General features: G+C 45.1%; 29 protein-coding genes. 19 read left to right on the forward strand and 10 right to left on the reverse strand.

Annotated features, from left to right (window positions below; genetic code table 11):
- Nucleotides 1-82 precede the first annotated feature (82 nt).
- The 5 genes from KB186_RS10910 to KB186_RS10930 all read right to left on the reverse strand — a co-directional run bounded on the left by KB186_RS10910 (nucleotide 83) and on the right by KB186_RS10930 (nucleotide 3,656).
- Nucleotides 83-706 (reverse strand): DUF6143 family protein, encoded by a 624-nt coding sequence (locus KB186_RS10910; RefSeq protein WP_173609038.1) that lies wholly within the window; start codon nucleotides 704-706, stop codon nucleotides 83-85.
- Between the two features lie 125 nt (nucleotides 707-831).
- On the reverse strand, nucleotides 832-1,467 hold the full coding sequence (locus tag KB186_RS10915) for a hypothetical protein (protein WP_173609037.1): 636 nt from the start codon (nucleotides 1,465-1,467) through the stop codon (nucleotides 832-834).
- Nucleotides 1,468-1,479: 12 nt separating this feature from the next.
- Nucleotides 1,480-2,610: a DUF4179 domain-containing protein gene (locus KB186_RS10920; protein WP_232773597.1), complete on the reverse strand. Its 1,131-nt coding sequence runs from the start codon at nucleotides 2,608-2,610 to the stop codon at nucleotides 1,480-1,482.
- Entirely contained in the window at nucleotides 2,579-3,148 is a 570-nt protein-coding gene (locus tag KB186_RS10925) for an RNA polymerase sigma factor (RefSeq protein WP_173609035.1), read from the reverse strand. Before KB186_RS10925 ends, KB186_RS10920 begins: the two co-directional genes overlap by 32 nt.
- 133 nt (nucleotides 3,149-3,281) lie before the next feature.
- The gene (locus KB186_RS10930) at nucleotides 3,282-3,656 is read right to left on the reverse strand and encodes a DUF423 domain-containing protein (RefSeq protein WP_173609034.1); all 375 of its coding nucleotides are present in this window, start codon (nucleotides 3,654-3,656) and stop codon (nucleotides 3,282-3,284) included.
- Nucleotides 3,657-3,853: 197 nt separating this feature from the next.
- Here KB186_RS10930 and KB186_RS10935 point away from each other — a divergent pair, with 197 nt between their 5' ends.
- Nucleotides 3,854-4,036 carry a hypothetical protein gene (locus KB186_RS10935; RefSeq protein ID WP_173609033.1) on the forward strand — a complete coding sequence of 61 codons (183 nt, stop codon included), beginning with the start codon at nucleotides 3,854-3,856 and terminating at the stop codon, nucleotides 4,034-4,036.
- A 503-nt stretch (nucleotides 4,037-4,539) separates the two neighbouring features.
- Here KB186_RS10935 and KB186_RS10940 read toward each other — a convergent pair.
- On the reverse strand, nucleotides 4,540-5,115 hold the full coding sequence (locus KB186_RS10940; protein WP_232773598.1) for a hypothetical protein: 576 nt from the start codon (nucleotides 5,113-5,115) through the stop codon (nucleotides 4,540-4,542).
- Between the two features lie 830 nt (nucleotides 5,116-5,945).
- Here KB186_RS10940 and KB186_RS10945 point away from each other — a divergent pair.
- A complete protein-coding gene (locus KB186_RS10945) occupies nucleotides 5,946-7,367 on the forward strand; it encodes a SpoVR family protein (RefSeq protein WP_232773599.1) in 1,422 nt (473 codons plus the stop codon).
- A 180-nt stretch (nucleotides 7,368-7,547) separates the two neighbouring features.
- Here KB186_RS10945 and KB186_RS10950 read toward each other — a convergent pair whose 3' ends face one another.
- The 3 genes from KB186_RS10950 to KB186_RS10960 form a co-directional block, all read right to left on the reverse strand.
- Nucleotides 7,548-7,922 carry a hypothetical protein gene (locus KB186_RS10950; RefSeq protein WP_173609031.1) on the reverse strand — a complete coding sequence of 125 codons (375 nt, stop codon included), beginning with the start codon at nucleotides 7,920-7,922 and terminating at the stop codon, nucleotides 7,548-7,550.
- Between the two features lie 474 nt (nucleotides 7,923-8,396).
- Nucleotides 8,397-9,164 (reverse strand): SDR family NAD(P)-dependent oxidoreductase, encoded by a 768-nt coding sequence (locus KB186_RS10955; protein ID WP_173609030.1) that lies wholly within the window; start codon nucleotides 9,162-9,164, stop codon nucleotides 8,397-8,399.
- A 28-nt stretch (nucleotides 9,165-9,192) separates the two neighbouring features.
- Nucleotides 9,193-9,894, reverse strand: coding sequence for an SDR family oxidoreductase (locus tag KB186_RS10960; RefSeq protein ID WP_232773600.1), 702 nt, complete (start codon nucleotides 9,892-9,894; stop codon nucleotides 9,193-9,195).
- A 201-nt stretch (nucleotides 9,895-10,095) separates the two neighbouring features.
- On the opposite strand from KB186_RS10960, the gene KB186_RS10965 reads away from it, so the two are divergent.
- The 4 genes from KB186_RS10965 to KB186_RS10980 all read left to right on the forward strand — a co-directional run bounded on the left by KB186_RS10965 (nucleotide 10,096) and on the right by KB186_RS10980 (nucleotide 14,338).
- Nucleotides 10,096-11,028, forward strand: a complete 933-nt coding sequence (locus KB186_RS10965) for a 3-hydroxyacyl-CoA dehydrogenase family protein (protein ID WP_232773601.1) — start codon at nucleotides 10,096-10,098, stop codon at nucleotides 11,026-11,028.
- 242 nt (nucleotides 11,029-11,270) lie between these two features.
- A complete protein-coding gene (locus KB186_RS10970; RefSeq protein WP_232773602.1) occupies nucleotides 11,271-13,250 on the forward strand; it encodes a methyl-accepting chemotaxis protein in 1,980 nt (659 codons plus the stop codon).
- A gap of 114 nt (nucleotides 13,251-13,364) precedes the next feature.
- Complete coding sequence (locus tag KB186_RS10975) at nucleotides 13,365-13,901, forward strand: GNAT family N-acetyltransferase (protein WP_173609026.1); 537 nt, start codon at nucleotides 13,365-13,367, stop codon at nucleotides 13,899-13,901.
- A gap of 95 nt (nucleotides 13,902-13,996) precedes the next feature.
- On the forward strand, nucleotides 13,997-14,338 hold the full coding sequence (locus KB186_RS10980) for a GRAM domain-containing protein (protein ID WP_173609025.1): 342 nt from the start codon (nucleotides 13,997-13,999) through the stop codon (nucleotides 14,336-14,338).
- A gap of 67 nt (nucleotides 14,339-14,405) precedes the next feature.
- On the opposite strand, the gene KB186_RS10985 is transcribed toward KB186_RS10980, so the two are convergent.
- Nucleotides 14,406-14,675 (reverse strand): hypothetical protein, encoded by a 270-nt coding sequence (locus tag KB186_RS10985; RefSeq protein ID WP_064201727.1) that lies wholly within the window; start codon nucleotides 14,673-14,675, stop codon nucleotides 14,406-14,408.
- Between the two features lie 153 nt (nucleotides 14,676-14,828).
- Between KB186_RS10985 and KB186_RS10990 the strand changes: the two genes are divergently transcribed.
- The 13 genes from KB186_RS10990 (at nucleotide 14,829) to KB186_RS11050 (ending at nucleotide 25,891) form a co-directional block, all read left to right on the forward strand.
- A complete protein-coding gene (locus KB186_RS10990; RefSeq protein ID WP_221867474.1) occupies nucleotides 14,829-15,089 on the forward strand; it encodes a hypothetical protein in 261 nt (86 codons plus the stop codon).
- Between the two features lie 838 nt (nucleotides 15,090-15,927).
- On the forward strand, nucleotides 15,928-16,458 hold the full coding sequence (locus tag KB186_RS10995; RefSeq protein ID WP_221867475.1) for a hypothetical protein: 531 nt from the start codon (nucleotides 15,928-15,930) through the stop codon (nucleotides 16,456-16,458).
- Nucleotides 16,459-16,481: 23 nt separating this feature from the next.
- A complete protein-coding gene (locus tag KB186_RS11000; RefSeq protein WP_221867476.1) occupies nucleotides 16,482-17,309 on the forward strand; it encodes a hypothetical protein in 828 nt (275 codons plus the stop codon).
- Between the two features lie 85 nt (nucleotides 17,310-17,394).
- Complete coding sequence (locus tag KB186_RS11005) at nucleotides 17,395-17,850, forward strand: hypothetical protein (protein ID WP_221867477.1); 456 nt, start codon at nucleotides 17,395-17,397, stop codon at nucleotides 17,848-17,850.
- Between the two features lie 12 nt (nucleotides 17,851-17,862).
- Entirely contained in the window at nucleotides 17,863-18,162 is a 300-nt protein-coding gene (locus tag KB186_RS11010; RefSeq protein ID WP_232773603.1) for a hypothetical protein, read from the forward strand.
- Between the two features lie 103 nt (nucleotides 18,163-18,265).
- Complete coding sequence (locus KB186_RS11015; RefSeq protein ID WP_173609022.1) at nucleotides 18,266-18,967, forward strand: TerC family protein; 702 nt, start codon at nucleotides 18,266-18,268, stop codon at nucleotides 18,965-18,967.
- A 2-nt stretch (nucleotides 18,968-18,969) separates the two neighbouring features.
- The gene (locus KB186_RS11020; RefSeq protein WP_173609021.1) at nucleotides 18,970-19,842 is read left to right on the forward strand and encodes a LysR family transcriptional regulator; all 873 of its coding nucleotides are present in this window, start codon (nucleotides 18,970-18,972) and stop codon (nucleotides 19,840-19,842) included.
- Between the two features lie 180 nt (nucleotides 19,843-20,022).
- Nucleotides 20,023-21,090, forward strand: coding sequence for an AbrB family transcriptional regulator (locus KB186_RS11025; protein ID WP_173609020.1), 1,068 nt, complete (start codon nucleotides 20,023-20,025; stop codon nucleotides 21,088-21,090).
- A gap of 201 nt (nucleotides 21,091-21,291) precedes the next feature.
- Complete coding sequence (locus tag KB186_RS11030; protein ID WP_173609019.1) at nucleotides 21,292-22,326, forward strand: Bug family tripartite tricarboxylate transporter substrate binding protein; 1,035 nt, start codon at nucleotides 21,292-21,294, stop codon at nucleotides 22,324-22,326.
- An 81-nt stretch (nucleotides 22,327-22,407) separates the two neighbouring features.
- Nucleotides 22,408-22,869 carry a tripartite tricarboxylate transporter TctB family protein gene (locus KB186_RS11035; RefSeq protein ID WP_173609018.1) on the forward strand — a complete coding sequence of 154 codons (462 nt, stop codon included), beginning with the start codon at nucleotides 22,408-22,410 and terminating at the stop codon, nucleotides 22,867-22,869.
- Between the two features lie 12 nt (nucleotides 22,870-22,881).
- Nucleotides 22,882-24,405 (forward strand): tripartite tricarboxylate transporter permease, encoded by a 1,524-nt coding sequence (locus KB186_RS11040; RefSeq protein ID WP_173609017.1) that lies wholly within the window; start codon nucleotides 22,882-22,884, stop codon nucleotides 24,403-24,405.
- Nucleotides 24,406-24,420: 15 nt separating this feature from the next.
- Entirely contained in the window at nucleotides 24,421-25,203 is a 783-nt protein-coding gene (locus KB186_RS11045) for a class I SAM-dependent methyltransferase (RefSeq protein WP_232773604.1), read from the forward strand.
- A 235-nt stretch (nucleotides 25,204-25,438) separates the two neighbouring features.
- Nucleotides 25,439-25,891, forward strand: a complete 453-nt coding sequence (locus KB186_RS11050; RefSeq protein ID WP_173609015.1) for an Lrp/AsnC family transcriptional regulator — start codon at nucleotides 25,439-25,441, stop codon at nucleotides 25,889-25,891.
- Nucleotides 25,892-25,896 lie beyond the last annotated feature (5 nt).

The raw sequence follows: 25,896 nt of genomic DNA on the forward strand, positions 1-25,896 counted from the left end.
CAAAGTGAAATGACAGGGAACTCCTTTGGGGGTTCCCTTTTTTGTTGCGGTTAGACTTGTCCGCCAAGGATTCCGGCGAGAGCTACCCATATACGGGTTGTTCCCACCAGTCTATTGAAAAGTAAAAGGATGTCTTCTCACCTGCGTTTGGAACGCGAGCGATGAGAGCCATTCCAGGTCCGAGAATCCACTGTCCGCCAGGGGTCGCCTCAACGGTGGAGGAGGCCGGAATGATTCGCGTGGAGGTATGAATGTGATCAGAGAGTGTATCCGCCATACCAGCGCCATGCAAAAGTTGCCCTTGGGCGGTGGGACAAGACGGGAGTTGAACATAGCCGGAAGTCACTTGACGTGAGAGAGTCGTACCTGTGATTGAGGAGGCTTTGCCAAACAAGAAATGTGCTTCTATCGGGTGCGGGGATGGATTCGTGATCATCCAGTGGTTGACAAATAAATGAACGCCAGAGCGTAATGGGTTCGACAAGGCAGCGATCCCGTGAGCTCCATCGCTCACTGTGATTTTATCCGATTGCCCCATGAAGTATTTGCATTGATCCGCCATCGACATCGCATACGGAATGTGAACATTCCGGCTCAGCTGTTCCGTAGCAGAAGGAGTGGGAAACGGATAGTACCCCATCTGCATGTAGACATCCGGTATTCCGCCAAAAAAGTACGAGGGGCGAGTATAGGAGGGCTTCGTCATGATTTCCTCTCCTTGTGTGTAGGGTAACTGCTAACCCTACAGCATATGGCAATCGTCCATGGAGGGTGTCAGGAAGCAAAAAACAGACACCATTGTAGCTGGTGTCTGAACGAGTTTGAAATGGATTACTTTTTCTGGCTAGGAAGACGAACGCGGTGGTATTGCTCCAGGCGGCCGTCTGAGTCGATGGACAGTTCAATTTGCTCCTTCTCGGCTTTAAAAGTAATCCCGCCTAGCTCTCGTGTAAATCCGTTCGTATCTCCTGTTTCAATGAATTGGTTGCTAACGGTTTTAAACTGCTTCGTATTTTCGCTGCCAAGTATTTGGTTCATAAGCTCTTGTCCACGTTGCTGGTAGTAATCCTTTTGGCGGGACGCTACTTTCGCTGCGGGAAAGGGACCACCATGATAGTGCAGCAAAATGCCTGTCGTGCTGTCGAATTGCATTTCGGCAAAACGTTTCCCTCTATCCGTTGCATTCCCTGTCTCATGCAGGGTAATCGTCCATACTCCCCGAATGTCTCCTGACATAGACAGGGGAGACTTATGTATCCCCATGATTTTCCACGTTTTCAGCGAGGGCTCCACTTCAAGCAGCTTTTGAAAACTGGCCTCTACGAGAGCAGGTAATGATTCCTGCTTGCTTGCATCACTTGGCTGCGCGGCGGGAGCATGCCCCGAACTTACAGTCGCGACTCCTGACAAACCGATAACAGCTGCCAACAATAAACTGCCGATTGCTTGAAAAGGTTGTATTTTCATGGTCGATCTCCTTTACTGTAACGAAATTTTTACTGCTTTATCCGGTTCTGCTTCCCCGTTCATATGCGGGATTAAATGGATGTAAGCGGGTTTTTCCTTGAAGGAAACGATAAATTTTCGCGAAATCCCATTCTCGTCGTAATCAGTGCTTTCCTCCTCAATATGAATTTCCTTACCATTGGGATCGAGGAGAGTATACGAAGGCTCATATAGTTTGTCGTCAGGCGGAATTTCTTTTAGTACAACCGTTGTGGATACCGGCGTGAGTGTAACCTCTTTGACTTGAAAAGCAAAATTACTCCGCAAGGTTTGGCTGATGTTAGGCGTGAGGGTCTTACTGTCAATCTTCGCAAACTGCTTTACAACGGGAAGTTTCAGGTTCCATGTGCTTTGTGCATTTTGATAGTCATATAACTGCGCCTGCATCGTAAACTGATCGGGCCAAGTTCCATTGAGGGTAATGGTAGTAACACCTGCAAACAAATAATCCTCCATCTGTTTGACCTTACTGCTCCAGCCAGCTCCAGTGCTATCGATGGGCTCAGCCAAGGTAAAATCCTTTAGCACGATTCTTTCTGCGATTTCCTTGGCGGCTGCTTTTTCGGTCGTTTTGGGTATCTGAATCAAATAGCCAATACCCAATTGTATCCCATCGTAAAATACTTCGTTGACCGTTATCGTAATGCCATTGACCACTGCGCTTTGGTTGACTGCGGTAATTAGCCCTTTTTCGTTGGCGATTTGTAGAGCATCTTCTTGAAACAGTTCAAAGACAGAGCTGATGACCGGTACATGCTTCAACTTTTCTGCCCATGTGGGTGAGGAAAATCCGAGCGCCAGGAGGGTGAAAAGCAGGAAGGACGCAACGCTAGCAGAGGCCATGAAAATCTTTTTCATGCGGATACGGGAACCGGATGACTGCTCTTGTGGCATGGTTGTGAATAAATTGCTTTTCATCCGTGCTACGGTTTCTTCGTCCGGGGTGTGTATTCCGTTTTCTCGTTCAAGCTGTTTGACGATGTCAATAAGCTCAGATGCGTCATAGGCCAGAGCCCCGTTGCGCAACTCCGAGTGAGGCGCCTCCAGCCACTTGGCAAAGCTCTCGATTTGTTCAGAAACAATCTCGTCTGAATTGCGCTTCATAAGAATCCTCCGATCCTCGTAGATTTCCTTTTACCTTTTCTAAGGCGCGATACAGGCGATTTTTTACGGCACTTTCGCCCATTTGCATGATTTGTGCGATCTCGGCAAAGGTACATTCACCGAAAAATCTAAGCATGATAATTTCCCGTTCGATCTCATTGATTTGCTGTAGGGCAGAAGTTAAATCAAGTTGAGTGGTTGCATACTCTGAATAGCAGGCAGACGAATTGGCAGAGAGAGAATCAAGCTCACATTCTCTCGGGCGCCGCTTTTGCTTGCGTTGTTCGTCCATGAGCGTGTACTTGGCAATCTGAAACAGCCAGGTGAAAAAAAGCGACTCTTCCCGAAAGCTGTCAAGCCGACTCATTGCTTTTAAGAAGGTTTGCTGTGTCAGATCCTCGGCTAGCAATTTCCCCACTTTGAATGAAAAATAACGGTAAATTCGCTTTACATAATGATCATAAATAGGAGCAAAGTCCTCGCGATTTTCTTTGGCACGCGAAATCCAGTACTTCTCATCAAAAGGTGTAGATTCCATTTTCTCCCTCCCTTCTTCAACAGAATTAGACGTCAAGCGTTGGAGAATCGACACAACTGGCTTTCGATTTTTTGCATAGAAAAAAGGCTGGGAGCAAGATCCCAACCTTTTGCAAGCATATGAACTCTTTCGTTTACGACACCGTTTTCCAGGCATGAATGGCAAGCAGCGCCCAGCCAGCGAGGAACAAAACTCCGCCAATCGGCGTAATCGCACCGAGAACCTTAATACCAGTCATCGCCAGCGTGTAGAGACTGCCGGAGAAGATCACGGTTCCGGCTGCAAAGCACCAGCCTGCCCAGACGAGGCCAGAAGAATCCGGGTACCACTTGAGCAATAGAGCAACCAGCACGAGAGCCAGCGCATGTGTCGTCTGATAGGTCACGCCCGTATGGAAAATGCCCAGCGAATATTCGTCCAGCTTTTCCTTCAGTGCATGTGCCCCGAATGCTCCCAACGCAACCGAAAGGAATCCACTGATACTGCCTAGCATCAAAAACAGCTTCATGAGTGCGTCACTCCTTTTTTCGCATAACCTGTACATCTGTCCGACCTCTATTTTATCGTAAAAAGGTAGACATTGCCCAATTGTAATTTGGTGAACACGCCTTGGACTACCATACAAGCCGCTTGTCAACCTCCTACATAGAGTAAAGTATCGCAGTGGCAACGCTTACAGGCTACTGCGACGGGAGGTGACGTAATATGAACAAATGGATTTCCAACGTAGGAGGGCTTCTTGGTGGCTACGCATTGTTGAAAGCGCCGCTGGAAGGTTCCTTCCTAACTGGGTTGGACCCGGTGGTGGATGGAGTTGGTCTGATCACTGTGGTCGTATTCGCGGGAGCTCTTATTTATTCTGGTGTACGCGACTGGTTCCAAGGCTAAGAAGGTAGGACAAAAAACAAATCAAGGGTGTCTCCAGTCGGAGATGCCTTTTTTCTTCGAAAGGCTGGCGTCTTGTCTCCACAATAGAAAATCGTTTTACACATTACGATTACCTCTTAACACCAACTAGCGTGGTAGAACCCGAAAACACTTGTGTTTCCTTCAACGATGCTGGATGAATAGCATAGCAAATTGACGTAAACAGCCTTAGTCCGAACTACTACCGGACTAAGGCTGTTTAGATGTAACTTATTTGTGCTTTACTTGATTACTCTTTTTATTTGTAATGAAATCCATTATAACGATCAAGGCAACTATAAAAATAGACTGCAATAGAGGTTTTACATAGCTAGATTGATCGTATATAAAGTAAGCTACTATCAAGTTGAGTATGAAAGTAATTAAGTACCCAAAAGTTTTAATTATCTCACCTCATCTCAGAACCAAGGGTCTATTATAGTGGATTTTCTTACATCTACTTCAAGATTACCACCGGTATAATTTTAATTCTTTGTAACTCTTATTTCTTTTTTGATTTCATAGTCTCCAATGAAGTTTCCATTCATATCAAATTTACCAGCCGATAGTTCTCTGTAGAAGTATTTAATAGCAAAATATAAGTTTTCTGTGTCACTACTAACGAAATAATAGACACCGAATCCACCAGCAGCAGCTACACCAACTCTACGCGGATCTGGTAATCCACCAGCTTTTGCCCACTCAACCACGGCTGCTCCCAACGCTGTTTTTACTGCTGCTTTGAATTTCTTCGAAGTGTAAATGTCATGTGTTTTCATGTGTACGTAGGGAGTTGGATAAGAAGCAGCAGCTTTAAGGCTGGTTTTAAACTCTGAGACAAGCAAATTGTTGACTTTAGATATGGATTCAGGTGAGATTTCGACTAACTTTAAATTACCATCTACAATTTTAAAGTCAATATTGTTTTTCTGTAAGATACTGATAACTCTTTCATTGGTTATAGGTGCTACTTTTTCATTTAGTTCTGCCGCAGAAGCATGAGGAAGACTGAAAACTACCATTAAACAAATGGCAAGAAATAGAGTGTATAACCGTTTCATTATAGGACCTCCACTCATAATGTATTAACAATTTTGATTATATATGGAAAAAAATAGTAAATGAAAGAGGGCTCTGAAAATATTTTTGGCAATGGTAAAAGGGGATACTATTCTAAATGCTGGCGTCTTTTAACCCGTTCCCCACATGCATAATAGTAGAGCGACAGCAAAATAATTTGGTCCATTTTTGCAAGCAAAGCAAATTATTTTTCAGGAGTGGGTGAAGTACCTGAAAAACTAGGAAAACGCATTGAGTTGAGCATATTCCGAAAAAGATATGGACAAATAGTAATTATCTTGTTGAGACGTTCCTGGGATTAAAACAGATGGAGATCAATTAACTCACAGGAATTCATTAGCTGTATCATAGTCAATTGGATAATACACTAAGGCTGTTAAAGTAATAATATTGCAATTTATGAAAGTTAAACTCCAATATTCAAAAGGGGAATCTTTAAACAGTTTAGTGAACTCAAGAATGGGCGGAGCTTTGAACTAAACTAACTGGCAGCTAGCTCAGTGTGTATGAACTTTTGAGGAATTTGAAATGCCATTTAAAAAGAGGGTTTTTGTCTTTTTGGAAATGAGTCCGATGCAAAATGAAAGGTGGACTTGTTGTAAGGGTGTCTATCTTAAGATTGCTTTTCTAAATGTTGACAAAACTATCGGTGCTGAAATCATTTTCTTAGAATTGCTAAGCTTATTAAATGTCTATAAACATTATTTACTTTATAATGAAGATGCTTTTTTTATCAGAAGGCTGGCGTCTTTTGGCGCGCTCCCCCATATACATAAAGTAGACCGACGGCAAAAGGGGGAGGCGAAACGATTTGACCAACGACGAGCGAAAAGAACTGGAGCGATCCATTGACGAAATTACCGAGATCGCCAAAGGGTTCAATCTCGATTTTTACCCGATGCGATACGAGATATGCCCGTCTGACATCATTTATACATTTGGCGCGTATGGAATGCCCACCAGATTTTCTCATTGGAGTTTTGGGAAGTCCTTTTACAGGATGAAATTGCAGTATGACCTGAATCTGAGCAAAATCTACGAGCTTGTCATCAACTCCAATCCTTGTTACGCGTTTCTTTTGGATGGAAATTCCTTGATTCAAAACAAGCTCATTGTGGCTCACGTCCTTGCTCACTGCGACTTCTTCAAAAACAATGTGCGCTTCTCCAACACCAATCGGGATATGGTCGAAAGCATGGCGGCCAGCGGAGAGCGGATTCGCCAGTATGAGATCGAGTATGGCAAGGAAGCTGTGGAGAATTTGCTCGATGCGAGCTTGGCGATTCAAGAGCACATCGATCCGAGCTTGCTGCGTCCGAAGCTGCGTTGGAAACGAGAGCCAGAGGAGCCGAACAAAAAGACAAAGAACGAACGGCAATCCCCTTATGACGATCTCTGGGGACTGGACCGCAAAGCAAAAGAGGAAGCCGAGCCGGTAAAAGCACCACGCAAATTCCCTCCGGAGCCGGAAAAAGACCTGCTGCTGTTCATAATGGAATACAGCAATATCCTGGACGATTGGCAGCGGGATGTGCTGACGATCATTCGGGATGAGATGCTGTATTTCTGGCCGCAGATGGAGACGAAGATCATGAACGAAGGCTGGGCTACCTACTGGCATATGCGCATCCTGCGGGAAATGGAGCTGACAGAATCGGAGACGATCGAGTTTGCCAAGCTGCATTCCTCCGTCATTCAGCCTTCGACGACGAGCATTAATCCGTATCATTTGGGCCTGAAAATTTTGGAGGACATTGAAAAGAGATGGGATAATCCGACGAAGGAAGAGCAGGAGCGTTTCGGACGCAAGCCAGGAGAGGGACGCGCGAAAATTTTCGAGGTGCGCGAGCTGGAGTCCGACATCAGCTTTATACGCAACTTCCTGACGAAGGAACTCGTCAGTGATCTGGATTTGTATATGTTCGGGAAGCAGGGCAACGATTGGGTTGTCGCGGAAAAGCAGTGGGAGAAGGTACGCGATGGTCTGGCGGGCACACGGGTTAACGGGGGGTTCCCTTATGTACTCGTGCACGATGGGGATTACTTACGCTCCGGCGAGTTGTACTTGAAGCATCATTTCGAGGGGCTGGAGCTGGACGTCAAATACGTAGAAAAAACATTGCCTTACATCTATACCATGTGGGGAAAATCCGTTCACCTGGAATCGATGGTGGAGGATCGACAAGTGTTGTTTACGTACGATGGCAAGAAAGTGCATCGCCGCTTTTTATAGGGAAAAGGCCGCATGCCCGGTGGAAGCTAACCGAGCGCGCGGCTTTTTCTATGTGTCCGAACCGCTTATTAAGTACACGTGGAATGAAAATGCTTTAAAACGTTAACTACCAACTATTCAATCCTGAAGAGGTGGAAAAAGCTCGCAAAGTAGCGAGAGCATCCGTATTTTTAAGGAGTTTCAAGATAAACTGCTTGTTTTTTTCTCAACCTCGATCGCTTCTTCCAAAAAGGCTTGCCTTGCTTCTTTTACTAGGAAAACAATCAGGATGAAAACAAAGATGTAGGCAAAGTCGAGAAACCAGATAAGCCCCAAGGGATGAGAAAGCATGGCACCTAGCATAGGTGACATCAACCCGCCCATTACTCCAGCCATTACTCCTTCAATAGAAGCGGTAAGAGAGATCATTTTCCCCGAGATAAACCCAACCACCATACCAATTGCGACAGCGATGATCATGCCATCCATACAGGCAAGCTCGGACCGATTTTTGTAGGTATAAAGGATACTGCTAACCGTCACTAAACTGAGAAAAATCATGTTTAGGAATAGCATATAATCCTCCTAATTCGCTGCTATTTTCCTTCTTCGCCTGCATCCACATCTGCAAAAGATCGTGCATCTATTGCCTCGACAAAGACATCTGTTAGCCACTTAGACCACCTCCTGCAATAACATATGAGGTGGTCTAAGAAAGTTGCCAGACTTCGGATTGGTATTTACACTAATTATTTGAAAATGGGTTGAATTTTTTGTGTGAATTTCAAACAATTACCATTAATATAAGGAAGAAGACTGATGAATGAGGTGATACTATCAGAAAAATTCTCTTGGTTTTACTTCTTGGGCTGTTAGCATTCAGATTTTTCGATCTAGACGTTAGCATGGGAATAAATAGAAAGGTTTCAGTAGTCATCACAGTTGCGGTGGCTTTCTGGATGTTTTATTTGGACTATAAGGGTAGAGGAAAGAAAGGCCGCATGCCCGGTGGAAACTGATCGAGCGTGCGGCCTTTTCTACGTGTCCGAACTAGGACAACTGATCCGTAATTCCAATATGACTGCTGATCCCGCCGTCCATGGTGATGCTCGCTCCATTGATGTACCCGCTATGCGGCCCGGCGAGATGATAAATCATCTGGGCGATTTCCATCGGCTGAGCTACCCGTTTCACCGGGCTTTTGGCGATGACCCGATTCATGTAATCCGAAATATCCTCCGGACGTACGCCCATTGCGGTATCCACATATCCGGGACAGATGGCATTGCAAGTAATTCCATGCTCTCCCCATTCCGCAGCAATTGTTTTTGTATAACCGATCATGCCATGCTTGGAAGCGACGTAGGTGGATGAATGTGCAGAGCCTAGCAAGCCCTGAATGGAAGCGATGTTTACGATCCTCCCGTAGCTCCTATCTTTCATCTTGGGCAGCAGGTTTCTGCAAAATAGGAATACACTCTTCAAGTTGGTATTCATGATCCAATCCCACTCTTCATCGGAGACTTCGTCGACTCGGTGGAATGGACCGCCAACTCCGGCATTGTTGACCAAGATAGTGATATCTCCGAAATGCGATTCTACTAGCTGGATGGCTTCTTCTACTTGCGTTCGTTGACCGACATCACAGCGAATAGACAAGGCCTGACCGCCTGCCTGATTAATTTCTTTGGCGACTAGCTGTGCCTTTTCTTCTTGTACATCAAGAACAGCGACGCGTACCCCATGCTGAGCCAAAAGCTTTGCGGTTGCTGCCCCGATCCCATTGCCTGCTCCTGTGATGATTGCTACTTGGTGCATTTGTAAACTCTCCTTATTCATCTGTCATTTAGAGAACGCCTTTAGGCGGAAGGATTTTGACTTCATCGATTCGAACGTGGAGCGGACGGGAGGCGATATCTAACACGGTATCCGCCACATCTTTTGGTACGAGCATCGCACTCGGATCAAAAAAATGCCGCTCCTCCGTCATGTTTGTATGAACGGCACCGGGAAAAATGGTGGAGACTCTTACATTGTCGTTTTTCCATTCTTCATTGCAAATTTGGGAAAAGCCTTGGACGGCAAATTTCGAAGCTCCATAAACACCGTTTTCTGCAATGGGAATATACCCTGAGACACTAGAGATATTGATGATACGGCCTCCGTGAGCTTTCATTACCTTGTATCCTTCGCGGCTGCAAAGAAAGAGTCCAGTTACATTGGTGCGAAAAACATGCTCCCATTCATCTACGCTTGTTTGTTCGACAGGTTTAAACACGCCGACTCCTGCATTGTTGACAAGGACATCTAAACGTCCGTATAACCTTTGTACTTGCGCAAATAAGGCAAGGACACTTTGCTCGTCGGTCACGTCTAGCTGTACATTCGTCACACTTCCCGGCTCAGCTTGTTCAATTTCGTTCGGATGTGGCGCGGTTCGAGAGGTTGCCCAAACGATCGCTCCTTCTTTTGCCAAAACATTTGCCATCTCAAGGCCCAATCCTTGACTGGCTCCTGTGATGACCACGATTTTATTCAGTAGTTTCATGTGTGCCTCCGTATATAAAACGTCCATTCCAATAACTGGGTTTACTAAACGTTTTTTAATGGTACAAAACTTTATTCCTGCCAACAAGCGCCATAGGAATGAATTTCGATAAAAGTAGTAGGAGTTTATTGGGCAGGAACTAGGTATTTCATCGTGGAAAGCTTAGTAAGTAAACCTAATTCACCCTGGGGGGCTCTTTCTATGGAAAAGCATGCGGCTGTCATCGGATCAGGTGTTATGGGACATGGAATCGCGCAGCTATTCGCATTGGCTGGATTTCGTGTTTCTCTTTACGATTTGCAGGAAGAGTTTTTGCTGAAAGCAAGAGCTAGCATTGAGCACAGCCTTTCCCTTCTGGTTGCAGAGGGAGTGATTGCAGACGAGTCTAAAGTAGCAGCGCTCGAGCAAATCGTCCTGACCACGGATTTGCAAGAGGCAGTATCTGCTGCTGAAATCATCACAGAAGCGGTACCAGAAGTCATCGAGCTAAAGTGGGAGCTGTTTAAAAAGCTGGAGCAATACGCGAGACCAGATGCGATTATTGCTTCCAATACGTCTACGTTTTCGATTGCGCGACTGATCGAAAAAGCAACCACGCCTCAGCGCTTTATCATTACACATTTTTTCAATCCAGCCCAATTGGTTCCGTTGGTCGAGGTAGTCAGGCACGAGAAGACCGCGGAGGAAGTGGTTCAAAAAACGATACAACTGATGGAAGAGATCGGGAAGTCTCCGGTTTTGTTGAAAAAGGATGTACCGGGTTTTATCGCCAATCGGCTGCAAACAGCTTTGATGAGAGAAGCTTTTCATTTGCTCGCAGAAGGTGTGGCAGATGCAGCCCAGATCGATACGGTAATGAAGAACGGAATTGGCTTTCGTTGGGCTTTTGTCGGGCCTATTGAGACGGCGGATTTAGGTGGACTCGATACGTGGAAGCGCGTGATAGATAACCTGGCGCCAGAGCTGAATGGCTCGACAAAAGCACCCGCCATCATTGAGGAACGAGTAGCAGAAGGCAATCTCGGCACCAAGACGGGCGCAGGGATTTACTCGTATAAGGATGCATCTGTCTCAGAAAAGCTGCGTGTACGTGACGAACAGTTTATCCGTTTAGCGAAAATGAAGCGCGTTTGAAGTAACTTACAATAAATTTCGCTACTAAATAGCAGTCAATACCGACCGTCCTGTCTATCATACGTAAGCAGGGCGGTTTTTCTATGGCCTTGGGGGCGGTATAGGCCCCGCTTTTTTATACCTATTACAGTTCTATATATTTTTTGCTTAATTAACCAACCTTCGTTACCGATATAAAAAATTAGGACTTCACCAACATGAAACGTTTCCCTAAATACAACTTAGAAAGAAGATGAAATGAAGTGAAAGTTGACTTGCGAAATTGGTTTCGAAGCTATCGAACCAAACTCATAATCACATTTCTCTTGATTTTGTTAGTCCCTTCCCTTGTCGTTGGAAGCCTGGCTTACAATCAAGCGAAACAAGAAATTGCCAAACAGATCTTGGATAGTGCCAACGAAAACGTCGATTTGGTCAACTCCATCGTCAGCAGTACGTTTGAGGGCAAAAAGAAGGATGCTGACTATTTGGCAAAAGATATCACACCTGGCGTGAAATCAGCTGATGTTCAAAAAGAAATCATGCACCATTTGGATATGTATATGGGTATGCATGCGGACGTGTCCAGTATCAGTTTGGGAACAGTTGACGGACAATACTTCCGCGCTCCCAAGCAAGAAGTACAGGCAGGGTTTGATCCGCGTACGAGAGACTGGTACAAGAGAGCGATGGAAAACAAGGGAACTGTCGTCGTTACGGACCCATATATTTCGGCGGTATCAGGTGAGGTTTTAGTAGCGGTAGCAAGAACGACGGAGGATGGCGCTGGGGTTATCTGCATTACAGTTGGGATTGAGCAGATCAAACAACTGGCAAACTCAGTCAGCATCGGTTCGGATGGAGATGTCATCGTAGTGGACAGCAATAAGAAGTATGTCGTCCACCCGGAAAATCAGGCAGGAACTGTGGCACAAGAGAGTTTTTACGACAACTTGTACCAAGGAGAAACAGGTCATTTCAATTACGAGGAGCAAAGCATCCCGAAACAGATTTACTATGTAACGAATCCGGCTACTGGCTGGAAAATTGCTGGTTCGATGTACTTGTCAGAGGTTGAGGATGCTGCACAGCCGATTTTCGCGCAAACGTTTTGGACGATTACGATCTGCTTGCTGCTGGGAGCACTCATTGTAGCAGCTGTACTGCGTTCTCTTCTCCGGTCCATTCAGGACGTGAAGGTACATGCGGTTAGAGTGAGCCAAGGTAATTTGACTGACCCGATTAAAGTACGGTCAACTGATGAAATCGGTGAGCTCGGCCATGCGTTTAATACGATGCAGGATAACCTGCGGGCGCTCATCTCAGATGTCGAGACTAGAGCAGAGCAAGTAGCCGCGTCTTCGGAGCAATTGACTGCGAGCGCGCAGCAGACGAGCATTGCAACCGAGCATGTAACGACTGCTGTTCAGGAGGTAGCTGGTAGCGCGGAACAACAAACAAGCGGAATCGACCAAAATGTGCGCTCACTGCAGGAAATTGCGGAAGGGGTCACACGGATTGTAGAGAGTGTCAATGTGTTGTCGGATACTGCTCAGCAAACGACGGTTCAGGCAGAAGAAGGTGGCAGCTTTGTCGAACAAGTCATGAGTCAAATGAAGTCGATTCATGAATCAGTAGAACAGTCTGATCGCATGACCAAATCGCTCTATGATCGTTCGAAAGAAATTGGGACGATCTCAGATGTCATCAGCGGGATTGCCCAGCAGACGAATTTGCTGGCATTGAATGCAGCGATTGAAGCGGCACGGGCTGGTGAGCATGGCAAAGGCTTTGCGGTTGTAGCTACAGAGGTGCGACTGTTGGCTGAGCAATCACAATTGTCGGCTAAGCAAATTTCTGAATTGATCACAGAGATTCAACGGGAAACTAAGCAATCCGTCGACAACATGGAAAAAGTCAGACTGGATGTTGAAGCAGGCTTGAACGTTTCAGAGGAGACGATTCACAAGTTTGAAGGCATTATGGAAAGCACCAGAATGACCAACCCACATATCGCAGAAGTATCCTTGATCGCACAGCAAATCTTGGCTGCTGTTCAGGAAGTAACTGCGACAGCCAATGTGCTCGTCACCATCGCGAAAAGCAACGCCGAAACAGCCGAGGAAGTAGCAGCCTCTACCGAGGAGCAGCTCGCCTCCATGCAAGAGATCTCATCCTCCGCTCAATCCTTGTCGTCACTGGCGGAAGAGCTGAAAGTATTGCTCAATAAATTTACCTATTAATCTGTGTCCGAAAACAAACGAAGCGCCCTGTCTCTTGCAAACGAGCAGGGCGTTTTGCTGTATAGATGTGATACCATATTGGCAACACAAGCGATATGGGAGGAGATGTGAACGATGAACATGAGGATCAGAATAGAACAAGTAGATGATTATTCCGTTACTGAACAGGTCGTAAAAAGTGCATTCGCGAATGCTGAGTTCAGCGATCGCAAAGAACATGAGTTGGTGTCTCGCATCAGAAAATCGGATGCATTCATCCCCGCGTTATCTCTAGTCGCGATTGATGATGAGAATCAAAAGACCGTGGGACATATTCTTCTCTCGAAAATAAACATTCGCAATGACAATCAGAGCATAGAGTCACTCGGGCTTGCCCCAGTGTCAGTCCTGCCCGATTACCAAAGCAAAGGCATAGGGAAGAAACTAATTCTCGAAGCCCTCCAAAAAGCCAAAGAACTGGGATACCAATCTGTTGTTGTCCTCGGGCATCCCGAATATTACCCGAAGTTTGGCTTCCAAAAAGCCTCCCGTTGGGGAATAAAAGCACCTTTCGAAGTACCAGATGAAGTATTTATGGCATTGGAGCTCCAAGAAAATGCCTTGGCCAATGTTTCTGGAGTTGTTGAATACTCTCGTGCATTTTTTGAATAGGTAGGGATCGTTAATGATTCCTAATTATGGTACTATGAATTGCCTACCAATTCGAGAAAAAATGGAATCGCATGTCGGAGGGGAAAAAAGAAGCAATGGAACTCAGGGGAAATGAATCGATCGTGCAAGAGAATATAGCGGCAAACCTATTCAGAGGAATGGAAGGAGTAGGTGGGAGGTTAACGATTACGAGTGAGAGACTCTATTTTCAACCACACAGTCTCAATATTCAAACACAGCCTCTCGAATTAAACTTGAATGATATTGCATCCGTTGAAAAGCGAAATACACTATTCGTGATCCCAAACGGAATGAAAATCAAGATGCATAACGGACAAGAGCATAAATTTGTTGTATGGAAACGAGCGGAGATCATCGGAATCATTCAGGATACAAAAATGAAGCAAAAAATGAAGGTAATCATTAAGACGAGGTAGCGGTCCGTTCAATAAAAATCGCCCTGTCACAAGCAATACCTGAGCTGAGCAGGGCGATTCCCTCATCTTACAAATTTCTTGCAATGTGCGGTTTGCTATAATGACTGGTACCCCCACCGCCAACCAAAACTCTTCCACCTTGTCTGAAGATGAGCAATTTCCTAGATCCATCTGAGAGCAGTACTGTGACTTTAGCCCGATTCGCTGTTGCAATATAAATAACGTAACCACTTCGGGAGATTACCGTACGCCAGTTGCGATCGAATTCAGAGCGCAGAACCCGATTGGAATAAACTTGGTTTTCTACGCGTCTCGCGGTGATTCTTTTGTTTTTCATCGAGTAACAACACCTCCTGTCAATCTATCCTATTCATGGAAGAGAAAAAGGAATGGACAAGAGTTGTAGGCGATTTTACTATTTTCGTTGCAACAACAGAGGAAGCATTCTATGATAACATCAAGGACGGTATTCAAAAAGGAGTGAAAGACAATGGCAAAAAGCGCAGCACGCAAGCAACGGGAAAAACTGGCTCGTGAAGGTAAAAGAAACCCGGAGCTCAACAGAAGCATTTTCGCTTTTGCAGACATGAGACAACGGACGACGAAGACGAGAACAGAAAAACTGAATCAGCAGAAGCACAAAAGGTCGTTATCCTACCAAAGTGATGATGGCCTTTTTTATTTTATGAAAGCTTCTAGTAAAAGCTTACTTCATATATCTTTGGTAAGCGATCACTTAACTGATGGTTAGTACGCCGAGCTCAACAGCAGAATATGATTTAAAATCATCAATCATATTAATGAAATTTTTATGCAAATGCTCTAAAAATAAAGCTTGGTGATAAAATTTTTTCATATGGAAAATTTATAAAAAAGATGCATAAAGGTAGTAAGTAATTCTGTATGAAAGTTAAAGAAAAAGTACTATGGTATCCAATTTTGGGAGAACGTATAAAGAATTACCGCGATCAAGCAGGTTTAACACTTTCAGAGCTAGCAAGGAAGGCTGGCTTAGTAAGGCGGCGGATTCGAGGATTGAAATAAGGAGATTAAACTGCCAGATTTTATGACAATTAAAGTGATTTGCTGATATCTTGGGAATTTCGATATGTGGAGCTTATGGAACAATATATTGAAGTAGAGAAGCGACCTGATGCGCTGCAAGAACTACTTTTAGAAGCAGTTTCAATGCCCGCTCATCGGTTAGTTTCAAAAATCGCTACAAGTTCCTCGAATCCCCTCGTGAAGATACTGAAACTGCGTTAGAAGTACGAATTTAAAAATGGGGAAGAAAGGTCATATACTTCTTGATAAGGGAGAAATCATGTGAAGAAATCTTAATATAAGAATAAGATACGTCAATTATTATAGTAGATCGACAATTAGATATATGAGTAATATCAAAAAGTGTTGAGTGAAAATTGTAGAAATTTGCAGATATAGAAGTTATTATTTGAATATATTCCATCAAAAGGAAAATGACACCTATTCAAATCTGCAAGACTGAACTTCAAGTAAACAAGGAGGTAGGAATAACATTTTTTTACATAAATAATTGATGTTATTACTACTATATGCGGAGGAGAATTATGAAAAAAAGTTGGATTTACCTTACGAATCTCGTTCTTTTTCTATGTATTGTATTTTCTAACGTTAATCTTGTGAGTGCAGGATATAAGTCGGAAACTTGTGATAATGGATCAACAAAAGCTGAATGTGCTGATTGGTTTACTGGAGACTTTGATCTTGAAAATGATACTGATTCTTGGGGGAATGACTACCGAATTAATTATGATGGTGCAGGTGTATATTGGTGGGAATTTACATGGGACGAACCAATACAATTAATGTCCCCTGAAGTTTGGGTCTACCTTAATGAAACAAAATTTAGGGCTGATGCAATGTATATGGCTAAATATGACGACAGTGGTTTTGGAACAGTAATGGTAGGTTCAATTGATCAAAATACTGCACCAGGGGGGTGGAATTATATAGGTGAAGGAGAGCAACTTGGATTTGGTTCCAATATTACTACTATATATGTATACGCGTTTGCGGGTGTAGATAATGATAATCTAGGTGCTGATGCCGTTAAGGTTAGAGAGGAAACATTTGAATAGATTAAACAAGGAGGTAGATTATTTTGAAACGATTATTTACTTCAGTTATTCCTTTTCTTGCGCTCATGTTAATCAGTTCTCAATTAGGGACTGGATTAGTGAAAGCCGAGAATCCCGAAGGGGCAATTCGAGAAAAAATGTTAAATGCCATTGATTATTACGAGTATGTAGAAGGTGAATTTAAGTATGATGTCGCTGGAAAGAAATATACGGCTGAATTTGTGGTGCAACAGGGCAAAAATCCAGGAAGTAGGACAGTCCTAAAAGATCCTTCTGGAAAAACCAGCCAAGAACTGGTTGCAGATGAAGAATTTGTTTTACAGTTAAATAATACGAGCAAAACTTATTTAAAAATGAAAAGTTCAAGTTCTGTAGAAGTACCAAAAGGAGAACGAGTAAAAAAAGAAAAAGATCCTGATGGAAAAGAGGCAAATGTATATATTTACAGACAAGACCCCGCAAAGGCATTGATAGCAAAGACAGTAACATTTCCACAAGAGTATGGTTTTTGGTTAGATGACAAGGCCAAAAATTACAAAATTACTGGTGAGGAAATGTTTTTAGAAAGAAATGCAGTAGTTATATCGGGTGAGCTCTCGGAGGATTTGTCAAAGAAATTAAATTCAACATCATTTGAAATGTGGGTAGATGAAAAAACAGGGGTTCTATTAAAATTAATAACTACAGATAAAGGTGGGGATATAAAAAACAGTATTGAAGTTTTAAATATAAACTTTGAGACTAATTTAGCGAAAACCGCCAGCAGGAAATTTGATACAGACGACACCAAAGGGTATAAAGAAATAAAATTTGATGACAAAAAACCATCCGACAAGAAAGACAAGAAATAGAATAAAATGCCGGATAGCAAACCTTACTTCATTCATATAACATGGAGTAAGGTTTTTTTATTTTTTGCAAGGCGGTGAGGGATTAATGAATAGAAAATGGCTTATTGTTATCATAATGTTGAGCGCTATTGGGATATTAAGTGCCAGTATGGGGATCTCTCAAATAGAAGACTCAATTAGAGCTCAATATTCAACAAGTTCTCGTTCCACCATAGAGAATACAGCATTTGATTCTGAAGAACCGAATTGGCTCAAAAAATCGGAAGACAATTCATATGAATACCTTGTCCATGATGGATACTTCTATTTTCCGGTTGATGAGGATCTTATTGAAACCAACATAGATAAAGTACTTGGAACGGTGAGTAGAATAGGCGAATGGGAGGAGTTCAAAGAGGGAGATACTCCATACTACATCCCAGGCAGTACATACTACACGATAAAAGGCATACCAGATAAGAACAAAATCGCAATTGAAATCGTCAGGAAAGAAAGCAAAAAATATCAGGTGCTGGAAAAAGGCCATCCAGTTCCAAAGTGAGGCATGGCATCTATGTTGAATAACACCATTCATCCAGAATGCGCGAGAGCCATTCAACATCTCCTCCAACTGAAGGACCCAAAACGCGAAGACTTTCTGGCGCTGAAAACGTACGGAAATGACCGTTATTCGACAATGGGATGGGAGGAGCTACAGACGTACATCAATGAAAAGACCGTCATCATTGTCGAGCAGTTTGAAAATGAACAAAATATTATGTCTGCCCTGCGTTGGGTAGCGAGAGGATTGCCGGTTTGGCTGGCAATTCGAAAGGTGCGGGCGGATTATTCGGTGTATGGATACAAGAAGTAGTCTGTCTTTCAAAAAAAATATATGCAAATAATAGAAATAATACTGCACGAAGGAAAAGATAGGTCTATTATTGTCAGTATTAGCAATTTTGGAGGGAGACATCATGACAGATTACTTACTTAGCTTACTACAAATTATTATGATCAACCTGGTGTTGAGCGGAGACAATGCAGTCGTAATTGCTCTTGCCTGCCGCAACCTGAGCCCAGAGCTGCAGAAAAAAGCTACTTTTTGGGGGAGCTTCGGTGCAATTGGATTGCGAATCATCCTTACCTTCATTGCCATCTGGCTGTTGAAAATTCCGTTTGTCCAGGTCGTCGGAGGGCTTTTGCTCATCTGGATTGCGGTCAAGCTGTTAAAAGGTGAAGATGAGGACAGTCACATTGGTGGGGGAGCGAGTTTTGTTGAGGCACTCAAAACCATTATTTTTGCCGATCTGATTATGAGTCTGGACAACGTCATCGCTGTAGCCGGGGCAGCGAACGGGAACCTGGTTTTGGTCATCATCGGTCTTGCCATCAGCATTCCGCTCATCATTTGGGGAAGCCAGTTGCTGATGAAGCTGATGAACCGTTTTCCCATCATCGTATTGTTGGGGGCGGCTTTGCTCGGATATACAGCAGGAGAAATGATTGTAGGAGACAAAGCAGTTGGCAGCTTCCTCGAGGGGGTAATGCCTTCGCTGCATATGATTTTGCCGGTAGCATTGGCACTTCTGGTCATTGTGATTGGAAACTATTTGAAAAGAAAGGGGAAAAATGTATTAAATAAAGAAGTGACAAATAACCATGCGGAGACACTATAGCTATGGAATATCGAGATTGGTATATTCTCCAAACCTTGTACCAGGAACAAAACATTACAAAGACAGCCGAAAGCCTGTATTTGTCCCAGCCTGCGCTGACCAAAAGATTGCGGCAGATTGAAAAAGAATTTGGCGTACAGATCGTGCAACGGGGGAGCAGAGGCGTTCATTTCACTCCTCAAGGCGAGTATTTGGCCAAATGTGCGGATGAAATGCTCCTTAGACTGCGCAATATCAAGGAGCATGTCTTGAACATGGGCAACGAGGTCAATGGGACGCTCCGGTTGGGGGTTTCCAACTATTTTGCACGGTACAAGCTCCCGATGATCTTGAAAAAGTTCAAGGAAGCTTATCCGAATGTCGAGTACAAGGTAATGACCGGATGGAGCAAAGACGTCTACAAGTCCGTGTATAATCAGGACGTGCACGTAGGCTTCGTCCGGGGAAGCTACAACTGGTCCGATCAAAAGCACTTGCTGTTCGAGGAATCGGTCTATGTCGTTTCCACGGAACGTATTCATATCGACGACCTGCCCACTCTGCCACGAATCGACTATGAGACGGATCCTATGCTGCTGGCATTAGTGGACAGCTGGTGGACGGAACGATTTTCTCAACCACCACTGATCGGCATGGAGGTCGACAAAGCGGATACATGTAGTGAAATGGTAGCAAACGGTTTGGGGTACGCCATCCTTCCACGAGGCGTGCTGAATGGCAAAGACGATCTGCACATGATCGAGCTGACCACAGCCGAGGGGGAGCCGATCAAACGAAGTACCTGGATGTTTTATCATGCCGACTCGATGGAATTGCAAATGGTCAAGGCATTTGTGCGCTTCATAGAGCAGGGTGAGATAGCATTCATCGATTAAGCAAGGAAAAAGGAACTGCTGGGAATTCCTGAATGGGAGCCAGCAGTTTTTATTATTCACACAAGGAATCGCCAACGATAACCATTTTGTATTTTTTCTGCGAGAACAATTGTTTTACACTAGGTGTACCCCCACCCTAGAAGCTTCATACAACGTCGGATAGTAGGAGAGGGAACGCTTATGCTGTTACGCATTTTGTTTACATTGCTGCTCGGATCACTGGGAGGCTGGCTGTTTGCTACCATTCACAGCCCACTTCCTTGGCTGCTCGGAGCGCTAGTTATGACAGTGATCTGTAATATGCTTGGGGTCAAAAATCTTTGGATTCCCCGTTGGTTTCGTCAAGCGGGATTGACAGTAATCGGGATCACCCTGGGTCTGCGAATGACAGCTGAAATCGTCGAGACGATGACGGGACACATTGGTTTGATGCTCATCACCACGATTTTGACCATCTTGATCAGTTTGGTGAACGCTTGGATATTTTACAAGGTCTGCCGGGTAGACGGAATAACGGCGATTTTCAGCAATATTCCAGGTGGTTTATCGGAAATGGTGTCGGTGGGGCAAATGGCGGGAGGAAATCAACAAGTCATCACGATTTTTCACTCGATCCGTGCGATCAGCGTCGTGCTTTGTACCCCTTATCTAGTGACATTTCTACCTACGCATGCTGCCATACAGACGGCTACTACAGAACACATGCTGGGGATTGGGCAGACAGTCATGATTCTTGTGGCTGGTCTCATTGGAGCGTTGATTGCGTCACGCTGTTATATACCCGCCCCGTTCTTGCTAGGTGCCTTGCTCGTGACCGCTTTGATTTCGATGAATACATCGCTTGTGGGAGAGAGTCCTGCGTTGCCAAGCATCTTGGTCCAAGGAGCTCAAATATTCATCGGGGTCAGCATCGGTCTTGGCTTCAAACGAGAGGACATCGCCAAAAACCGCCGATTCTTTCTCTTCGGTCTTCTGCATTCCCTGTTCTTGTTCGTCATGGTGATTGTGCTTGCCATCGGCATTTCTTACGTGTCTGCTACCGATATCGTGACGGCGATTTTGGCGACGGTGCCAGGTGGACTCGCCGAAATGAGCTTGACTGCCTTGGCGACAGGAGCCGATCCGCTCTTAGTGACGGCGTTTCATCTGTTTCGTTTGGTCCTTGTCCTTACGCTGTTTTCCTTCGGCGCTCGTGCATGGACGAACCGCCACAGCAGGATCAAACAGCCAAAGGAGACCAGCGCCTGAGACAGTATTACAGTCAAATTAATAGCAAGACCTGTACGTTCCCTGATCGGAACGGCAGGTCTTTTTGGTGTGAAAAAAATGAAAATAATCATAAATATAGCGTTTATCCAAATTATCTGAACAAACTAGGAAGCGTTTTCATCGGATGCTATGATCTCCTTACCATAATTGAAAACGCTATCAACAGAGGGGGTCATAAAGATGAAAAAATCAAACAAATGGACGAAGTGGAGCGGAGTACTCCTCACTACGGCAATGGCACTTAGCCTCGCAGCCTGTGGAGGCGGCGGTGGGCAGACGGCTTCCTCTGGAGAAGCTTCTACCTACCCAGAAAAACCTATCTCGGTTATCGCACCATCGGGCGCAGGCGGAGGCTTGGATAAAACAGCGCGTTCTCTCGCAAAGGTGATGTCAGCAACGAAGCTGGTAGACAAGACGATCTCGGTCGAAAACAAACCAGGTGGCGGACAGGCAGTAGGCTTGGCTGATTTCGTAACGCAGGACAAGAAAAACAACTACAAGCTCCTGCTTCCCTCTACACCAATCGTCATCAACAATGTGAAAAAAGAAGGAAACAGCCCGCATTCTTACAATGATATGACTCCGTTGGCACAATTGACGAAAGATTACGGCGCGATCGTAGTAGCTGCCGATTCTCCATACAAGGATCTGAAATCGTTAATGGATGCCATCAAAGCTGATCCAACCAAAGTAACGGTTGCAGGCGGTTCTGCTCCTGGCTCGCTTGATCACTTGACCTTTTTGATGCCTGCTGTTAAAGCGGGAATTGATCCGAAATCAGTGAAATACATCTCTTACGATGGCGGTGGGGAAGCGATCGCATCTCTCTTGGGTGGCAATGCTGATGTACTGGCTACAGATGTATCCGGTTCGGGTGAATACTTGAAATCCGGCAAAGTAAGAATCCTGGGTGTATCTTCCCCTGAGCGCTTGAAAGGTATGTTCAAGGACATCCCGACGTACAAAGAATCCGGTTATGACACGGAGCTGATCAACTGGCGCGGTGTATTTGGACCAAAAGACATGACGCCAGATGCTGTTGCTTACTGGGAGCAAAAATTGAAAGCGATGACAGAGACTCCTGAGTGGAAAGCAGAGCTGGAGGCAAATGGCTGGGACGATGGCTACAAAAACGGTGCAGACTTCAAGAGCTACCTGGGTGAGCAAGAAAAAATGTTCAAGGAAATCCTGGGCTTGCTCGGAATGGCGAAATAAAAAGTTTTGCTGGGGGATGGAGAAGGAGCGATTCTTCTCCTCCTTCATTCTGGATTCTTGTACGAACAGGAGGGAACATACGTGAGCAAAACATTTGACCGCTTCGCCAGTCTGATTTTTCTCGTGTTGGGCGTAGCATTTGTGGTCGGGAGCCAAAACATCTCGGCGAGCGCTTACGGCAGCAATGTCGGACCAAACATTTTTCCGATGGGACTTGGAAGTCTTCTGATCCTGCTCAGCTTGCGATTATTTTATGAGACGTTCAAATACAAGCAAGAGGGCAAGAAAGAGAAGGAAAAGCTCGATTACAAACGGTTCCTCATCGTTCTTGTCGCGGCATTATTCTACGTATTGCTTATGGAGGAAATCGGCTACGTGATCAGCACCTTCCTGTTCCTTTTCGTTGGATTCCAGACGATGCAGAAAGGGAAATGGCTCAACAGCGTGATCATTTCCAGTGCGTTTTCGTTCGGTGTCTACTTGTTGTACGTGGAAGTTCTCGATGGCACATTGCCCGGTTTACCAACATGGTTAGGCTTGTAGGAGGTGGATGAAATGGGTGCGATTGACTATTTGCTGAACGGATTTGCCACTGCCCTGCAATGGCAAAATATCATCTTTGCGTTTGTCGGCGTCTTGATCGGGACAGTAGTCGGTGTATTGCCAGGGATTGGGCCAATCAGCGGCGTGGCCTTGTTGATTCCGGTGACAGCTTCGTTGACGAGTGGACTGCCGCCAGAAGCAGCGGCGACCAGTGCCATTATTTTGCTGGCAGGGGTATACTACGGAGCGATGTACGGTGGCTCTACCACTTCGATTTTGTTGAATACACCTGGTGAGTCATCTTCTGTCGTTACCGTACTGGACGGATACCCGATGGCGAAGCAAGGAAGAGCGGGAGTCGCTCTCTCCATTGCTGCGATTGGTTCTTTTTTTGCAGGGCTTGTCTCGCTTATCGGTCTGGTATTTTTGGCAGAGCCACTCTCAGAAGTAGCGCTCAAGCTCAGTCCGGCAGATGAGTTTTCGCTGATGATCCTGGGGCTATGTGCACTGAGCGGGCTGGCAGGCAAGTCCGTGACCAAAGCATTGATGATGACGGTTTTTGGCTTATTGATCGCGACGATCGGGCTGGACAATGTATCTGGCGTGGCGCGTTTTACCTTCGATATGCCTGAGCTATATTCCGGTTTGGAATTTTTGACGATCGCCGTAGGGGTATTTGCGCTTGGAGAAGTGTTCAAGACGATCCTCGAGCGCGATGTGAATGAGGGAGAGATCGCCAAAATCTCCCGAATCATACCGACCAAGGAAGACTTGAAGGAAAGTGCTGGACCGATTCTCCGTGGATCACTGGTTGGATTCTTTAAAGGTATTGTTCCTGGTTCTGGTGCAACACTGGCATCCTTCCTTGCTTATTTGCTGGAAAAGAAAATCAGTAAAACGCCTGAAAAATTTGGCAAAGGAGCAATCGCTGGGGTAGCGGCTCCAGAGTCAGCGAACAACGCAGCATCTGGCGGGGCGATGATCCCACTTCTGACCTTGGGGATTCCGGGTACAGGGACGACAGCGGTTTTGATGGGCGCACTGATTATGTACAACGTGCAGCCAGGTCCGCTCTTGTTTGAAGACCATCCGAACATCGCTTGGGGCTTGATCGCCAGTATGTTCATCGGAAACGTGATGCTCTTGATCCTCAATATGCCGCTCGTAAAGGTGTTTGCGAAGCTGATTGAGACGCCGCCTAAATATTTGATCCCGATGATCGTTGCCATTTCCGTGTTCGGTGTTTACGCAGTCCGTGTCTCCGTTTTTGATCTGGTCTTGCTGCTCCTTTGTGGACTCGTGGGTTACTTTTTGGCGAAAAACGATTTCCCAATGGCTCCACTCGTTCTTGGCTTGGTCTTGGGTCCGATGATTGAAAATAATTTGCGACGCGCGCTGACGACGTCCAATGGTGATTTTTCTATCTTTATTCAAAAACCAGTTTCGCTAGTGTTTCTGATCATTGCGGTTCTCTGGATCACCGTTCCCTTGATCATGAAAATGAGAGGGAAGAAAGTAATCGTGAACGAAGAATAGAGGAGGGAGATTCTCATGCGCGATGACAAAAAGATCAAAGAGGAAGTCAAACAGCAGTTCGGTACGAATGCTGAAAAATATGTGAATAGCCAGACGCATGCTACGGGAGAGGATCTCTCTCTCCTCACGCCTTGGCTGAATCCTTCGCCAGATTGGGTGTTTCTTGATGTGGCAACGGGCGGCGGTCATCTTTCCAAGGCAATCGCTCTACATGTCGGTCAAGTCTTTGCGACTGATTTGACACAGCCGATGCTTGCAGCGGCGCGAAACCATCTGAGATCCCACACAAGCAATGTCTTCTATGTGGTTGCGGATGCGGAGGCACTTCCGTTTTTGAGTGAATCCTTTGATGCAGTCGGGTGCAGAATCGCGGCCCATCATTTCCCGAACCCAGAGGCGTTTGTAAAAGAAGTGGCCCGAGTCCTGAAGCCGGGTGGAAAATTCGTGCTGATCGACAATATCGCAGCAGAGGATGAAAAGCTCGATCGATTTGTCAATACGCTGGAGAAACTTCGGGATCACAGTCATGTACGAAGCTACTCACGGTCCGAATGGTTAACGTGGATCGAGCAAGAGGGATTGGTGGAGAGTCATTCGCGCATCCGTAAAAAGACGTTCCCGTATGCGACTTGGGTCAGACGTACGACTGAGACTGAGGAGCAGGTTGAGCAAGTAACCGCCCATATCACTAGTGCTGATGAGGTAATCCAAGCCTACTTCGCGGTTGAAAAAGAAGGAGAGCAAGTCGTTTCCATTCAAGTTGATGAGTGGATGGCGTTGTTTGAGAAACCAGAATGATACGGACGATGTTTCCAAGCTGGTCCCCGCTTACAATCAAGCGGGGGCTTTTTCTTTTTTTGTATGGGTACCTAAGTAACGATTCGTAATGATAAAGAGGTTTTCGAGACGGTTTTTGGCATTATATTTTTAATTTTTTGCATCTGTATTTACTATTCGTTTGAATTCGGTCAATATAAAGTACGAATGGTCTATATGAAGGAAAATATGCTACTATAACCACAGGAGGTATGTGATGGATGAGGTTGACCTGAGAATTGTTCAATTGCTCGAGGAAAACGGAAGGATATCTCATGAGGAAATCAGCAAGCTGCTGCACATCTCGCGACCAGCTGTCCACCAACGGGTTGCCAAGCTTGAAAAGAATGGCGTTATCAAGGGATACCGTGGCATCATTGACTGGAGAAAATTAGAGCAAAGGCTCAAGGTATTGATCTTCGTCAAAGCAAGATGTCAGGACTTCAAAGGAATCACCGCAAAGATTATGAACGTTCAGGTACCGAACGTGACCATCATCGAATGCCAGCGGCTCGCTGGAGAGTGGTGTATGATGCTAAAAGTACGTGCGACGGCACCGGAAGATATCACCAATCTGATCGATGAAATGGTTCAGTATGACGAAATACTGGAAACATCTACGACTTTCATCTTGTCGACGATCTACGAGGATGGCTGGAAAGAAATTTGACAACC

This window comes from Brevibacillus sp. AF8, from assembly GCF_021270385.1.
Taxonomy (GTDB): Bacteria; Bacillota; Bacilli; order Brevibacillales; family Brevibacillaceae; genus Brevibacillus.

Coding starts and splice junctions, on each gene's coding strand:
- KB186_RS10910 (WP_173609038.1), bottom strand. CDS start 706: ATGACGAAGCCCTCCTATACTCGCCCCTCGTACTTTTTTGGCGGAATA.
- KB186_RS10915 (WP_173609037.1), bottom strand. CDS start 1,467: ATGAAAATACAACCTTTTCAAGCAATCGGCAGTTTATTGTTGGCAGCT.
- KB186_RS10920 (WP_232773597.1), bottom strand. CDS start 2,610: ATGAAGCGCAATTCAGACGAGATTGTTTCTGAACAAATCGAGAGCTTT.
- KB186_RS10925 (WP_173609035.1), bottom strand. CDS start 3,148: ATGGAATCTACACCTTTTGATGAGAAGTACTGGATTTCGCGTGCCAAA.
- KB186_RS10930 (WP_173609034.1), bottom strand. CDS start 3,656: ATGAAGCTGTTTTTGATGCTAGGCAGTATCAGTGGATTCCTTTCGGTT.
- KB186_RS10935 (WP_173609033.1), top strand. CDS start 3,854: ATGAACAAATGGATTTCCAACGTAGGAGGGCTTCTTGGTGGCTACGCA.
- KB186_RS10940 (WP_232773598.1), bottom strand. CDS start 5,115: ATGAAACGGTTATACACTCTATTTCTTGCCATTTGTTTAATGGTAGTT.
- KB186_RS10950 (WP_173609031.1), bottom strand. CDS start 7,922: ATGCTATTCCTAAACATGATTTTTCTCAGTTTAGTGACGGTTAGCAGT.
- KB186_RS10955 (WP_173609030.1), bottom strand. CDS start 9,164: ATGCACCAAGTAGCAATCATCACAGGAGCAGGCAATGGGATCGGGGCA.
- KB186_RS10960 (WP_232773600.1), bottom strand. CDS start 9,894: ATGAAACTACTGAATAAAATCGTGGTCATCACAGGAGCCAGTCAAGGA.
- KB186_RS10965 (WP_232773601.1), top strand. CDS start 10,096: ATGGAAAAGCATGCGGCTGTCATCGGATCAGGTGTTATGGGACATGGA.
- KB186_RS10975 (WP_173609026.1), top strand. CDS start 13,365: ATGAACATGAGGATCAGAATAGAACAAGTAGATGATTATTCCGTTACT.
- KB186_RS10980 (WP_173609025.1), top strand. CDS start 13,997: ATGGAACTCAGGGGAAATGAATCGATCGTGCAAGAGAATATAGCGGCA.
- KB186_RS10985 (WP_064201727.1), bottom strand. CDS start 14,675: ATGAAAAACAAAAGAATCACCGCGAGACGCGTAGAAAACCAAGTTTAT.
- KB186_RS10990 (WP_221867474.1), top strand. CDS start 14,829: ATGGCAAAAAGCGCAGCACGCAAGCAACGGGAAAAACTGGCTCGTGAA.
- KB186_RS10995 (WP_221867475.1), top strand. CDS start 15,928: ATGAAAAAAAGTTGGATTTACCTTACGAATCTCGTTCTTTTTCTATGT.
- KB186_RS11005 (WP_221867477.1), top strand. CDS start 17,395: ATGAATAGAAAATGGCTTATTGTTATCATAATGTTGAGCGCTATTGGG.
- KB186_RS11010 (WP_232773603.1), top strand. CDS start 17,863: ATGTTGAATAACACCATTCATCCAGAATGCGCGAGAGCCATTCAACAT.
- KB186_RS11015 (WP_173609022.1), top strand. CDS start 18,266: ATGACAGATTACTTACTTAGCTTACTACAAATTATTATGATCAACCTG.
- KB186_RS11020 (WP_173609021.1), top strand. CDS start 18,970: ATGGAATATCGAGATTGGTATATTCTCCAAACCTTGTACCAGGAACAA.
- KB186_RS11025 (WP_173609020.1), top strand. CDS start 20,023: ATGCTGTTACGCATTTTGTTTACATTGCTGCTCGGATCACTGGGAGGC.
- KB186_RS11030 (WP_173609019.1), top strand. CDS start 21,292: ATGAAAAAATCAAACAAATGGACGAAGTGGAGCGGAGTACTCCTCACT.
- KB186_RS11040 (WP_173609017.1), top strand. CDS start 22,882: ATGGGTGCGATTGACTATTTGCTGAACGGATTTGCCACTGCCCTGCAA.
- KB186_RS11045 (WP_232773604.1), top strand. CDS start 24,421: ATGCGCGATGACAAAAAGATCAAAGAGGAAGTCAAACAGCAGTTCGGT.
- KB186_RS11050 (WP_173609015.1), top strand. CDS start 25,439: ATGGATGAGGTTGACCTGAGAATTGTTCAATTGCTCGAGGAAAACGGA.